Origin of the sequence: Archangium gephyra (genome assembly GCF_049060025.1) — a bacterium.
Lineage (GTDB): Bacteria > Myxococcota > Myxococcia > Myxococcales > Myxococcaceae > Archangium > Archangium gephyra_A.
In genome coordinates this window covers 4,401,284-4,413,632 of sequence record NZ_JBMEQQ010000002.1, presented here as the reverse complement: position 1 = coordinate 4,413,632, position 12,349 = coordinate 4,401,284, and the positions used below count along the sequence as shown (strand labels likewise).

10 protein-coding genes are annotated in these 12,349 nt (G+C 71.5%); 4 read left to right on the top strand and 6 right to left on the bottom strand.

Translation table 11 applies throughout. The annotated features are described in order from the left end of the window. The first annotated feature begins 37 nt into the window (after positions 1-37). Positions 38-1,894, top strand: coding sequence for a GAF domain-containing sensor histidine kinase (locus ACN28I_RS19220; RefSeq protein WP_420943432.1), 1,857 nt, complete (start codon positions 38-40; stop codon positions 1,892-1,894). A 15-nt stretch (positions 1,895-1,909) separates the two neighbouring features. Here the strand turns inward: ACN28I_RS19220 and ACN28I_RS19215 are convergent, their stop codons facing one another. Together ACN28I_RS19215 and ACN28I_RS19210 are read right to left on the bottom strand one after the other, a co-directional pair. Then, complete coding sequence (locus ACN28I_RS19215; protein WP_420943431.1) at positions 1,910-2,659, bottom strand: endonuclease/exonuclease/phosphatase family protein; 750 nt, start codon at positions 2,657-2,659, stop codon at positions 1,910-1,912. A 31-nt stretch (positions 2,660-2,690) separates the two neighbouring features. Continuing rightward, on the bottom strand, positions 2,691-5,201 hold the full coding sequence (locus ACN28I_RS19210; RefSeq protein ID WP_420943430.1) for a DUF7594 domain-containing protein: 2,511 nt from the start codon (positions 5,199-5,201) through the stop codon (positions 2,691-2,693). A gap of 252 nt (positions 5,202-5,453) precedes the next feature. On the opposite strand from ACN28I_RS19210, the gene ACN28I_RS19205 reads away from it, so the two are divergent. Then, complete coding sequence (locus ACN28I_RS19205) at positions 5,454-6,899, top strand: M20 family metallopeptidase (protein ID WP_420943429.1); 1,446 nt, start codon at positions 5,454-5,456, stop codon at positions 6,897-6,899. Positions 6,900-6,966: 67 nt separating this feature from the next. On the opposite strand, the gene ACN28I_RS19200 is transcribed toward ACN28I_RS19205, so the two are convergent. Beyond that, entirely contained in the window at positions 6,967-7,542 is a 576-nt protein-coding gene (locus tag ACN28I_RS19200) for a hypothetical protein (protein ID WP_420943428.1), read from the bottom strand. A gap of 246 nt (positions 7,543-7,788) precedes the next feature. After that, positions 7,789-8,673, bottom strand: a complete 885-nt coding sequence (locus ACN28I_RS19195) for a DUF2058 family protein (RefSeq protein WP_420943427.1) — start codon at positions 8,671-8,673, stop codon at positions 7,789-7,791. A gap of 101 nt (positions 8,674-8,774) precedes the next feature. Between ACN28I_RS19195 and ACN28I_RS19190 the strand changes: the two genes are divergently transcribed. Both ACN28I_RS19190 and ACN28I_RS19185 read left to right on the top strand, forming a co-directional pair. Continuing rightward, positions 8,775-9,815: a hypothetical protein gene (locus ACN28I_RS19190; protein ID WP_420943426.1), complete on the top strand. Its 1,041-nt coding sequence runs from the start codon at positions 8,775-8,777 to the stop codon at positions 9,813-9,815. A 259-nt stretch (positions 9,816-10,074) separates the two neighbouring features. Next, a complete protein-coding gene (locus ACN28I_RS19185; protein ID WP_420943425.1) occupies positions 10,075-10,308 on the top strand; it encodes a hypothetical protein in 234 nt (77 codons plus the stop codon). Between the two features lie 28 nt (positions 10,309-10,336). On the opposite strand, the gene ACN28I_RS19180 is transcribed toward ACN28I_RS19185, so the two are convergent. Both ACN28I_RS19180 and ACN28I_RS19175 read right to left on the bottom strand, forming a co-directional pair. Next, positions 10,337-11,857: a peptidase M3 gene (locus ACN28I_RS19180; protein WP_420948667.1), complete on the bottom strand. Its 1,521-nt coding sequence runs from the start codon at positions 11,855-11,857 to the stop codon at positions 10,337-10,339. Between the two features lie 87 nt (positions 11,858-11,944). Beyond that, the gene (locus ACN28I_RS19175; protein WP_420943424.1) at positions 11,945-12,220 is read right to left on the bottom strand and encodes a hypothetical protein; all 276 of its coding nucleotides are present in this window, start codon (positions 12,218-12,220) and stop codon (positions 11,945-11,947) included. Between the last annotated feature and the right edge of the window lie 129 nt (positions 12,221-12,349).

Genomic DNA, 12,349 nt, shown 5'->3' with positions numbered 1-12,349 from the left:
CAGGGGGGCGAGCGGGCTACCGTCAGGAGGTCGTGCCGTGGAGGAAGGCAGCCCAGCGAATGTCGAGGCAGTCCCGTCCCCTTCCTTCCAGGGACGCGAGCCTGCCTGGCGTCACCTCGACCACCTGTATGAGATCAGCAAGCGGCTCGCGGCTTTCGAGGGGGTGGAGCGCACCTTTCCGGAGGTGATGACGCTCGCCTCCAAGGCACACCCCCTGCGCACCGCGCTGCTGCTCATGGGGTTGGATTCAGGCGGTGATGCCCAGCCGGAACGTCCCGTCCTGACAGGCTGGCACGCGGAGGGCGTGTCGGCCGCGCGGCTCACCGTGGCCGCCGAGCAGGCCGCCTCCACGTATGCCTGGATGGTGGGAGAGGAGGCGGTGGAGCCCCAGCACGACATGGGGGAGGAGCTGGACGGGTCGGGCTCTTGGGTCCTTCCCGAGCCTCCCATGAAGGCCAAGGCGGCGTTCATCACCCTGCCGCTGGTGGCCAAGGGGCTCACCTTCGGCACGCTCCAGGTGGAGCCGGAAGGGGTGTTGGCCGAGGAGGGGCTCGCCTTCCTCGACGCGGTGGCCAACCAGCTCGCGCTGGCCCTGGACCGGCACTACGCGTTGCGGCGCGAGGTGCGCCTGCGCGAGCGCGCGGAGCTGTTCGAGCGGGTGCAGCGCGACCTGTTGCAGCGCGAGCGGCTGGCGCACCAGGCGGCGGAGGAGGCCCACCGGCGCCAGGCCTTCATGGCCGAGGCGAGCGCCATGCTGGCCGGCTCGCTGGACTACCGCACCTCGCTTCCCAACCTCGCGCGCCTGCTGGTGCCCGCGTGGGCGGACTGCTGCGCCATCGATCTGCTGGGTTCCAACGGGGCCGAGCGCATCGCCATGATGGCCGTGGAGCCCGCGGGCCACCCGCTCGGCAGCGGGTCCTTCGTGGCCCAGGTGTTCTCGTCCCATCCCTGGGTGGCCTTCCCGGCCAGCCCCGAGAACCTGCCGGAGGCGCAGACCCCGGTGGAGCGGGCCGAGTGGACCGGCTTTCCCTCCAACCTGCGGCTGCTCATCCGCGTGCGGGGCCGCACGCTCGGGGCGCTGAGCCTCATCTCCGCCCGGCCGGAGCGCTATGGCCCCGCCGACGTCACCCTCTTCGAGACGCTGGCCCAGCGCATCGCGGCGGCGGTGGACTCCGCGCTGCTCTTCCAGCAGGCGCAGGAGGCGGTGCGCTGGCGCGAGGAGCTGCTCGCCGTCGTCTCCCACGACATCAAGACGCCGCTGCTGGTGGTGCGGATGAACGCGGAGATGCTCCTGCATGCCGCGCGGCCGCCCGCGGACGAGCGCCGGCGCCAGGGCCGCCGCCACCTGGAGAACATCCTGCTGGCGGCGGGGCAGATGCGAGATCTCATCGGCGGCCTCCTCGACCGGGCGCGCATGCAGGGAATGCCCATGCCGCTGGCGCCCCAGCCCTGGGCGGTGGACGAGCTCTTCCGGGAGGCGGCGGAGGTGCTCCGGCCGCTGGCCTTGAACAAGTCGCAGGATCTGGTGATGGAGGTATGCCCGGGACTGCCGCGCGTGCGCGCCGACCGGGAGCGCGTGCTGCAGGTGCTCTCCAACCTGGTGGGCAACGCCATCAAGTTCACCCCCTCGAGCGGCACCGTCACCCTGCGGGCCCGGAAGGTGGATGGGATGGTGCGCATCTCGGTGAAGGACAACGGGCCGGGCATCGCGCCCGACGACGTGCCGCATCTGTTCGAGCGCTTCTGGCGGGCCTCCGGGGTGAACGAGCGGGGAACCGGGCTCGGGCTGAGCATCGTCAAGAGCATCGTGCAGGCGCACGGCGGCACCCTCTGGGTGGAGACCCAGGTGGGGGTGGGCAGCACCTTCTTCTTCACCCTGCCCGCCGACTCCTGAGCGGGTGCCGGGGGTTCAGCCGGTCCACTCCAGCACCGCCTCCACCGCGAGGTGGTCGGAGACGGGCTCGGCGAGCGTGTGGTGGCGCGTGAAGCGCAGCTCGGGGGAGGCGAGAATCCAGTCCAGCCGCAGCCTGGGCGCGTGGGCCTTGTAGGTGGGCTCGCCGCCGCCCGGCGCGTGGGTGTGCAGCGACAGCGTCTCCATCATCCGCTCGAGGCCCACGCCCGGGTTGCCCCGGCGCGAGTTCATGTCTCCCATCACCACGCGCGGCCGGCGGGGGCGGCGCTGGAGGGCCTCGGTGATGCGCAGCGCCTGCTGCTGGCGCCGGGGCTCGGAGGAGAAGTCCAGGTGCGCCGACACCACGTCCACGAGCCGGCCGCCGCCCAGGTCCACGGCCGCCAGCACATAGCCCTTGTCCACGGGCCGGACGCCCTCGAAGCGCCAGGACGCCGTCTCCGCCAGCGGCCGGTGGGAGAGCAGCGCGGTGCCCCGGGTGCAGAAGCCCCGGAGGTGCAGGTGGGGGCCGTGAAACACGTGCGCGTAGCCCGCGCGTTCCGCCAGCCGCTCCAGCGGATCCACCTTCCCGCTGAGCAGCCCGGCCCGGTCCACCTCCTGGAGCGCCACCACGTCCGCGTTCTCCCGCGCGAGCAGCCCGGCCATCTGGTCCAGGTGGCCCAGCAGCCGGTGGCGCGGGAGCAGGAAGGGCAGGGGGACGGGAAGCGTGGGCGCGCCCTGCGCGATGTTCAGCGTGAGCACCTTGAGCATGACGCGCCCTCCTCCCGCTCCGTGCGTGGGCCTACGGCTTGAGCTGGAAGTAGAGCAGGTCGCTGGAGCCGCGCGGCGTGTAGTCGCGCCCGTCCAGGTGGACGGGGAAGGCGAAGTCACCACCCACCAGCACCGAGCCCCCCGGCTGTGGCGCCAGGTGGAGGGTGGGGTAGTAGTCCCCGCCCAGGAAGTCCCGGTCGAAGGAGCGGGACCAGAGGTGCGCGCCGCCCGACGCGGAGTAGCGCGCCACGAAGGGCGTGAGCCCGAAGCCGGCCGGAGCGCCCAGGGGGCCACCGCCCACGTTGTAGCTGTAGCCGTACCCGGTGACGGTGAGCGCTCCACTGGCGTCCGTGACGAGCCCCCGGGCCACGGCGTCGATGCCACGAATCCATCCGTCCGCCCCCGAGGCGCTCAGCGTGCCGGTGAAGCCGCTGACGTTGTCCGGGCCGCCCGGGTCGCTCGGACTGCCCCCGGTGTACGAGGTGCCGCCGAAGGTGAAGCTGTCGCCGAGGTTGGCGGTGAAGGCCACGCCGCTCGTGCCCAGCGGTTGGATACCGACGACCTCGCCGTAGGCGCCGGAGAACAGCCGCTTCCACACGAAGGCACCCGAGGCGTCGTACTTCGCGATGAAGGGCGCGCGCGTGCCGGTCTGCCCATCCCCGAGGTCGGCGTTGTTGTTCATGTGGCCGCCCACGAGGACGTTGCCCGAGGCGTCGGTGGCCACGGTCCGGACCCAGCCCTGCAACGCATAGTTGCCCGCCTCGAAGGATCTGGACCAGAGGTGCTGGCCGCTCCAGGAGAACTTCGCGACGAAGCCGCCCGGGAAGGGATCCTCCGGGTAGACGCTGGCAGAGCCCGCGAAGAGCGGCCCGCCTCCGAGGTCCATCTGGCCGTGGTAGCCACCGCCGACGATGAGGCTGCCGTTGGCATCGGTGGCCACCGACATGGGAATCACCGCCCAGTGCTCGAGCTCGCCCTCGGGCGGACGCACGTAGGTGGCGGAGAAGCCGCGGGCCCACTCGGTCTGCCCGGAGGGGGAGAACTTCGCGATGAAGAGCGCGGGATTGAAGCTCGTGGGCACGTAGGGCAGGGGGCCGGTGCCGAGGTCCGGCGCCCCGCCGTAGTTGCCCACCACGAGGATGTTGCCCAGGGGCGTCACGGTGATGGCGCGCACCCGCGCGTTGCCGGTGGTCACCTGGCGGGTCCACACGGGCGTCCCGTCCGCGGTGTAGCGCGCGAGGGCGAAGCCCTTCTCATTGGGGAAGGGCGCGTCACCGAAGAGGCCCGCCGCCACGAAGTGGCCCTGTGCGTCGGTGGCCAGGGCGTGCAGCCGTTCGGGGCCCGCGCCGCCGTAGTGCCGCGTCCACCCGGTGAGGCCGCCCCCCGTCCCGCGGTAGGTGCAGTAGGGCTCCGACTCGACGGTGATGAGCAGGTGCGGGCGCAGCGGGTACTGCGTCCAGTCCGTGTCCACCGAATGGAAGTCCACTCCGTTGGTGGACTCGGGCAGGAGGCCGAAGCTGTAGATGCCGTCATCCGTCACGATGGACGACACGTCGTACTCCGCCCAGGTGCCCACCTCGACGACGCCGAGGTTGCCCACCGGGCCGCCGACGAGGGTGGGCCGGGTGTTCCAATCGAAGTCGAGGACAGGGGGCGTGGGCCAGTCATCGCTGGCGCGGTAGAGCACCGGGCCGTCCGGGGTGTAGTCGGTGGCGTGGAGCCGCAGCTTCGCCTGGCGCACGTTCCACTCCTCGGGAAGGCTGAAGCGGAACTGGAGGAAGGCCTCCAGCCGCTCGGGCGCCGCGTCCACCCGCAGCACCGGCTCGCTCCCGGTGCGGCGCGTGGGCTGGCTCTGGGATGCATACCCGTCGTAGGTCGCCTGGATGTCGAGGGTGGTCGTCTCCGTCCGGGGCATGCAGCCGGGCCCGGACTCCGCGGTGAGGACGAGCTGGGGCCGCAAGTCCGTCCGGCTGTGCTCGCGCGAGGCGAAGTCCGTCCCGTTGCCCGAGGTGCCTCTCAGGAGGAAGTCGACCTGGCCATTGCCGTGCACGACGCTCGACACGTCGTACTCCACCCAGGTGCCGTTGGGGATGGCCCCCTTGTCCGCCAGGATGCCGCTGATGGGCCCGGGATGGTTGTCCCAGGTGAGGCCCGCCTCCGTCCAGCCGCTGCCGGCGCGCTGGAGCTGCGGCCCGTCCGCGGTGCCGTCGAGCGCGTACAGCCGCAGCACCGCACGGCTCACCGGGCCCGTCACCCCGCTCACGTGGAAGCGCAGGTAGCTGTCCGCCCACGGGGAGGTGTCCGCCACCAGCCTGCTCTCGCCGCCGAAGTTCAGCGTGGGGTGGTCCCGCTCCACGCGGGCATCGGCGCTCGCCGGGAACGTCAGGGTCGTGGCCACGGCCTGCCGCAGGACCGCCGGAGACTCGGGGCTCACCTCCTGCGTGGACCGCTCCTCCGTCTGCTCACCACCGCAGTGGGCGAGCAGTGCCACCGCCGCGAGCCCTCCCATGCACCGTCTGCCCCACGACCCGTTGTGTCTCATCCCGCCTCCCGGGGGTTGGTTGTCCGCGCGTGGGCCGTGTGCACCCGGTGTGCCCCCGGGATGTACGTCCGGTGGAGGGGTGGGCGTGACGAAGTGGGTACGGGCGTGGCCCGGGGTGGGAAGAAGCTTTCCCGGGTTGGGCAGCGGGCGGCCTACCTGCGATGGCGCTTTGCGTCATGTCCGCGCCCGCACATTGTGGCCCGGGGTGGTGTAGATGGGGGGAGCCTTCCGTCTCGACCCGGAGCCATGTCCATGAGCACCAGCCCCCGGCTGAACACCACCACCGCCGCCACCTCGTCCGAGCGCATCTGGGAGGAGGAGATCCTCCCCCGGCTGCACGAGTACATCCGCATCCCCAACAAGTCCCCGGCCTTCGAGCCGGACTGGGCGAAGAAGGGGCACATGGACAAGGCGGTGAAGCTCATCGCCGGCTGGTGCGAGTCCCAGGCGAAGCACATCCCCGGGCTGAAGGTGGAGGTGGTGACGCTCAAGAACGAGAAGGGCGAGGAGCGCACCCCCGTCATCTACATGGACATCCCGGGCACCGGGGATGAGACCGTGGTGCTCTACGGCCACCTGGACAAGCAGCCCGAGATGACGGGCTGGCGCGCGGGCCTCTCCCCCTGGGAGCCGGTGCGCGAGGGCGACAAGCTCTACGGCCGCGGTGGCGCCGATGACGGTTACTCGGCCTTCGGCTCGCTCGCCGCCATCCGGCTGCTCAAGGAGCAGGGGATTCCCCACGCGCGCTGCGTGGTGCTCATCGAGGCCTGCGAGGAGAGCGGCAGCTATGACCTGCCCGCGTACATCGAGCACCTGGCGCCGCGCATCGGCAAGGCGTCGCTCGTGGTGTGCCTGGACTCCGGCTGCGCCAACTACGAGCAGCTGTGGATGACCACCTCGCTGCGCGGGCTCGTCTCCGGCAACCTGCGCGTGGACATCCTCGGCGAGGGCGTGCACTCGGGGGATGCGAGCGGCATCGTGCCCTCGTCCTTCCGGATCCTGCGGCAGCTCCTCTCGCGCGTGGAGGAAGAGCACACGGGCCGCATCCGCGTGGACGGCCTCCACGTCCACATCCCCCAGGCGCGCCGCGAGCAGGCCGCCGCCGTGGCCGAGGTGCTGGGCGAGGAGGTGTACTCGAAGTTCCCCTGGGTGCCCGGCTCCCGTCCGATGGTGACCGACCGCGCCGAGCAGATCCTCAACCGCACCTGGCGCCCGGCGCTCTCCGTCACGGGCGTGGAGGGCATGCCCACCCTGGGCAGCGCGGGCAACGTGCTGCGCCCCTTCACCGCGGTGAAGCTGTCCATGCGGATTCCTCCGCGCCTGGACCCGAAGGCGGCCATCGAGGCCCTCAAGCAGACGCTGGAGGCGGATCCCCCCTACGGCGCCAAGGTGAGCTTCGAGGGTGAGAAGGCCAGCGCCGGCTGGGACGCGCCGCCGCTCGAGAAGTGGCTGGAGCAGGCCACGCACGAGGCCTCGCGCTCCTTCTTCGGCAAGCCCTTCATGGCCATGGGCGAGGGCGGCACCATCCCGTTCATGGAGATGCTCGGCAAGCGCTTCCCCGAGGCCCAGTTCCTCATCACCGGCGTGCTCGGCCCCAACAGCAACGCGCACGGGCCCAACGAGTTCCTCCACATCCCCACCGGCAAGAAGCTCACCTGCTGCGTGGCCAGCGTCATCGCCTCGCACTTCAACCGCTAGGCACTGGCTTCACACGCGGGCCCTGGTCCTCTCCTGGGGCCAGGGCCTTCGTGTGTCCGCCGCATGCTCAGGAGAGGGCCACGGGCGCGCGGGGCGCGGCGGCCTGGAACTGGCTGATGCCGGCGAGCTCCGGCGGGGCGCCCGAGAGCAGCGACTGCAGCGCCTGGGGATTCTGCGCGAGCTGCTGGAGCATCTCGGGGTTCTGCGCGAGTTGCTGGAGCAGCTCGGGATTCTGCATGAGCTGCTTGGCCAGCTCCGGGTTCTGCTGCAGCAGCTTCTTCAGCAGCTCGAGCAGGCTGCTCGCGCCCTGGGCGCCACCGGCACCCTCGGCGCCACCGCCCTTGGCCCCACCGGCACCCTCGGCGCCACCGCCCTTGGCACCCTCGGCGCCGCCCTTGGCTCCGGCGCCCTCCAGGCCCAGCGCGCCGAGCAGCTTCTTGGAGTCCACGCCCAGGGTCTCACACAGCTTCTTGATGCCCTCCACCGCGCCCTTGAGGTCACCCGAGGTCAGCTTCTGGGTGATGTCCGAGACGAGGCTGTCCAGCTTCGCCGCGCCCGCCTGCGGGGCTCCGCCCACCGGCGACGAACGGGAGATGTTGGAGAAGGAACCGACCGCGCTGCCCTTGATGGAGGAGATGCTCATGGCTTGGACCCCGAGAGGTGGTGAGGGAGGCGCCCATTTGTGGGCGGCGTGCTCACCCCAGAGCAGGAGGTGTGCCAGCCACCTCCACGCCCCTCGGGGGCCCGGCAACTGCCCGGAATTCCTCGGGAAGGGCCCGAGGAGCCGTCTCTCCGGGTGTCACCGGGCTCCACCGGGAGGCCCGGGAGCCTGGTGACCGCCGTCATCAGGTGGTGACGGCGGTCATCACCCGGAGGGGGGGCCGCGAGCTCAGGACTGCGTGGGCTCGGTGCCGCCGCCCTCGGGGGCCGGAGTGCCCTCGGCGGCGGCCTCGGCGGGAGCGGACTCCTCGCCCTCGGCGGCTTCCTCGTCGCCGCCCTCGTCCACCGGCGCGTCACCGCGGGCCTCGGCCTCCTGCTGCTCCTTCACCTGGTCGTCGCTCATGAAGCCGACGGGCGCGTCCTTGCGGTTGAGGAAGCGCACGGACTTCTTCGAGATGGCGTACATCTGCTCGGCCACCGCGGCGGGCACCAGCGAGTGCTCGATTTGAGCCGGCTCCGGACGCTCCACCACGCCCAGCGCGCCTTCCTCGAGCTGCTTGGCCTGCGTCTCCGTCAGCTCCAGGCGGCGCAGCTTCCCCTTGCGCGTCATGAAGTAGAAGACGGTGGCGCCCACGTCCACGGGCACCTGTCCGTTGAGCACCAGCTCGCGCAGCTTGCGGTCCAGCTCCACCTGCTTCTTGGACTCCATCCGCTGGGCGGCCTTCGAGCCGGGCAGCGGCGGCAGCTTGGGAACGATGCCGCCCGTGGGCTCACCGCCCGGCCGGCCACCCTGGGGACGTCCACCCTGCGGGCGGCCTCCACCGGGGCCCTGGGGACGGCCACCCTGGGGCCGGCCTCCCGCGCCCTGCGGACGGCCACCGCCCTGCGGAGGACGGGCACCGCCGCGGTCATCACGGCGGGGCGGACGATCGTCACGCCCCCGTGCCTCACGGGGTTCACGGGGCTCCCTGTCCTGACGGGCAGGCGGGCCCTCGCGCCGGGCCTCCTGCGACGGGGCGGGACGGCGAGCAGTCGGGGCGGTGGTGTCCGCCTTCTTGGCCTGGTCCTCGGAGACCAGGCCAGCCTTCAAGAGCTTGTCACGCAGGTTCTGCATAGATGGCGTTGTATCCCGTACATTGGCGCGCGCAAGCCGTCCCTTGCCGCTCCATCACCCACCCCGTAATTTGGGCAACCCCGTATGGAGCCGGAGGAGTCGTGACCCGTTTCCCCAAGTTCGCCCTCGCCGCCACCCTGGCCCTGGCCACCGTGGCCTGCCAGGACCCCGTCGACAAGGCGGCCAAGGCTCGCATCTTCTCGCCCGAGGACCCGCCCAAGGTGGTGGCCTCGGCCGCCGAGAAGCTTCCGCCCGAGGACGTGGCGGACAACCCCCGGGTGGCCCGCCGCATCCTCTCCATGGACGCCGCCGAGGTGACCGAGCGTCTGGGGCCCCACGCCTTCAAGGCCACCGTCAGCTACGAGTGGACGGGCGCCCAGGGCACCGTGCCCACCAAGCTCACCGAGACGCGCACCTTCCGCGCCGGCCGGGGTGGTGTGAGCGGAGATTTCCACGGTGTGCTGGAGAACAGCCGGGACCAGGGCCTGGAGGTGATGCGGGTGGAGGGCCAGGTGTACGCCCGCAACCGCTACGGCACCTTCCGCCAGCGGCTGCGCGACCGCGGCATGGCCGAGCGCACCCGCGCCGAGCTCACCGGCGCCATCCGCGACCTGGACACGCTCTTCCGGGGCCGGCTGCTGCTGTCGCCCCAGGGCACCGTCACCCACGAGGGGCGGACGGCCTGGCGCTACAACGTGTCGCTCGGCCCCGAGGGCGACACCGGCACCGCGCCGGCCGTGCTGCCCGCCCTCTTCGAGCCCAAGGGCGGCCGGGACGACACCACCAAGCGCCGCCTGGCCTTCTTCGAGAACCGCACCCCCAAGTCGCTCAGCGGCGAGGTGCTGGTGGACCAGGAGACGTCCGTCGTCCTCAAGACGCGCCTGGACGGGCGCATCGTCGTCCCCGCCAATGACGCCGGGGGCGCCGCCGAGCTGCGCATGGTGCTCGAGTCCGCGCTGAGTGAAATCGGCCAGGACCCCCAGCTCAAGCCGCCGGAGAACTTCCTGCCGGACGCGGACAAGCCGCAGGGCATCGCCGACGCGCTGGACCGCTTCGGCATCCCCCGCAACAAGCCCGAGGGCGCCACCCCGCCGGGGGCCGCGCAGCCCTCCGACGAGCCCGCGGACGAAGAGGGCAACTGAACCTGGCAGGTGTTGCAAGGGAGTCAGGCCGCTACAGGGAGGCAGCGGCCTGTTGGAAGAAAATTTGACCCGCTACTTGCGATCTCTAGAATCCTCTACGGTTGCGGACCGGACGCATCCGACATGAGCGGATGTTCAGGTACCCACTGCAAGGGAGCGGAGATGGAGCGCAAGGTCGGTAGCAGCACGACGGTGACGTCCAAGGAGGTCAAGGCCGCGTTGGAGAAGACGCAGAACCCTGACGTCCGAGGAGGAGAAGGTGCTGCGGCTGCGGCACGGAGCCGGTGCTCCCAGCAAGAGCGCGCCGCTCCCGCGTGCCGCGGGCAACAACGAGCAGCTCGGTGACGAGCTGCTGCTCATCGAGATGCAGCTGATGAAGGCCATGCGCGAGCGCACGGGCCAGGCGCGCTCGGCGAGCAAGCCGAAGGCGGCGGCCACCGGCACCAACGCGACGAAGGACAAGATCGTCCGCGCGCTGCGCAAGAAGAAGTAGTCCCCCGGCAACTCCCAGGGGACTGCGCTCATCGGTCGAGCAGAGCCACGAGGCGGGCACCCGCCTCGGGGAGCGTGAGTCCTTTTGCCGAAATCTCCGTGGCGAGCGCCTCGGCGTCGTCGGTGCCGCCCCTGGCGAAGAGCCCCTGGAGCCAGCGGCCGGCGGTGGGGTTGCGCCACCAGTCCTCGTTGAAGCGGCCGGTGAGGTGCGCGGTGAGGCGCGTCTCCAGGGCCCAGGCGCGCAGGTAGCGCGTGACGTAGAGCTGGGGGTCCACGTCGAAGAGGAAGAAGCCCGGGTGCGCCTCGACGAAGAGGGCACGCCGCTGGGCATCGGCGTACTCCTCGGCCCGCTCGGGCGAGGGGCCGTGCTCGTACAGGGACAGCTCGTAGGGCAGCTTGGCGCAGTGCCGGCGCAGCACGGTGAGGGCCTGGAAGGCGGCCATGCGCGAGGCATCGCGCGCGGTGGCCGAGGGCTGGCGCAGGTAGCGCTTGAGCCACTCCTCGTCCGTGAGGAGCCGCTCGAGGAGGGTGGCGTAGGCCTCCGTCACCGAGGCGTCCTCCAGCCGGCGCAGCTCCAGCGGCAACTGGTCCGACACATGGGCGTGGTGCAGGGCGTGGCCGTACTCGTGCAGGAGGCTGCCGAGGGCGTCCATTCCCGCGCGCCGCTGGAAGACGAGGCGCACTTCGCCGGGCACGCGCACCGCGGCGGTGAAGGGACGGGAGGCCTTGCCGGGCCGCTCCTCGTCATCCAGGCGGATGCGGCCCTCGGCGGACGGGTGGAAGCCCCACTCGCCGAGCCAGCGGACGACGGCGGGCAGGGTGTCCTCGCGGCGGAAGAAGCCGCTGAGCCAGGGCACCTGGGTGGCGGCCTGCAGGTCATGCCTGCGCGCGTGCCCCGAGGGGAGGGGACGCAGGTGGGGCTCCACCTTCCTGAGGACGTAGGCGAGCACGTCGCGGTAGGCGTCCTCGGTGAGGCGCAGCGTCTGCGCGGCGGCCTCGGCGAGGGGCTCGAGCGCGATGCCGGAGACGTCCTCGCGCAGGGCGGTGTAGCTCGGGGCGCGGAGCTGCTCGGTGACGCGGAAGGAGGCCTCGCGGCGATCGCCGTAGCGGCCCCGGTTGTCCCAGAGGAAGCCGCCCGTGGCGCCCTCGAGCAGGGCGCGCCGGCCACGCTCCGGCTCCTGGGGGAGCTGGCCGAGCGCCTCGCCGAAGGAGAGGGTCTGGTCGTCGATGGAGAGGCGGGAGCGGGCCTCGAGCTGGGCGACGGCCTCGGCGGCGGGGGCGGCGAGGGCCTCCTCTATCTGGGTGGCGATGAAGTCACGCAGCAGCCGCAGGCGGCGCACGCCGAGCAGGTCGCCCTTGGCCTGGGCCTTGGGAATGGACTCGGTGACGGCGGCGAAGGCCTCGGGGGAGGCGATCTCGGGCGAGTCCTCGTAGAGCGCGCGCAGGGGGAGATCCTGGGCGAAGCCGGCGGCGTGGCGGTACTGGAGGGTGGCCAGCTCGGCGAGGAAGTCGTCCAGGCTCGCGCGCAGGGCGGGGATGGGGCGGTCCATGGCGTGACGGAAGGTAGACACTTCGGCCACGGGGGAAAAGAGCCGAGTCGGCGGAGCGTGCCGCGCTGGACCCTCTCTTCCGAAAAGCTACCGCGCCTTCTTTCCGCCCATCAGTTCGCGGAGTGCCTTCGTCGGCTTGCGAGGGTGCCTGGTCAGGTCCGCCACACGCTCGAATGTTTCCTGACCCACCACGATTCGAGGAGGGGTGAGCAGGTCGGCGGGCAACTCACGCAGCGCCTGAAGGTGGTGCAGCAAAGCCTGCTCGATGAAGTGGCCCCTCTTCACCCCATGGGCCTCTACATATCGCTCGACGAGTTCCTTGGTGGTCTCGGAGACAGATGCGGAGAGCTGGGTTTCGGCCATGGCCGTGCCGTTCTACCTCACCCCGTCAAGGTTTCCAGGTCAGCAGGCGATGCCTTGGCCGCGGTCCCAAGCCAGTGGAGGCGCCTTCCGGCCGCGCGGCGTGCCGGCTGGTCCAACAATCGGACCAGT

Coding starts and splice junctions, on each gene's coding strand:
- ACN28I_RS19215 (WP_420943431.1), bottom strand. CDS start 2,659: ATGCTCAAGGTGCTCACGCTGAACATCGCGCAGGGCGCGCCCACGCTT.
- ACN28I_RS19210 (WP_420943430.1), bottom strand. CDS start 5,201: ATGAGACACAACGGGTCGTGGGGCAGACGGTGCATGGGAGGGCTCGCG.
- ACN28I_RS19205 (WP_420943429.1), top strand. CDS start 5,454: ATGAGCACCAGCCCCCGGCTGAACACCACCACCGCCGCCACCTCGTCC.
- ACN28I_RS19200 (WP_420943428.1), bottom strand. CDS start 7,542: ATGAGCATCTCCTCCATCAAGGGCAGCGCGGTCGGTTCCTTCTCCAAC.
- ACN28I_RS19195 (WP_420943427.1), bottom strand. CDS start 8,673: ATGCAGAACCTGCGTGACAAGCTCTTGAAGGCTGGCCTGGTCTCCGAG.
- ACN28I_RS19180 (WP_420948667.1), bottom strand. CDS start 11,857: ATGGACCGCCCCATCCCCGCCCTGCGCGCGAGCCTGGACGACTTCCTC.
- ACN28I_RS19175 (WP_420943424.1), bottom strand. CDS start 12,220: ATGGCCGAAACCCAGCTCTCCGCATCTGTCTCCGAGACCACCAAGGAA.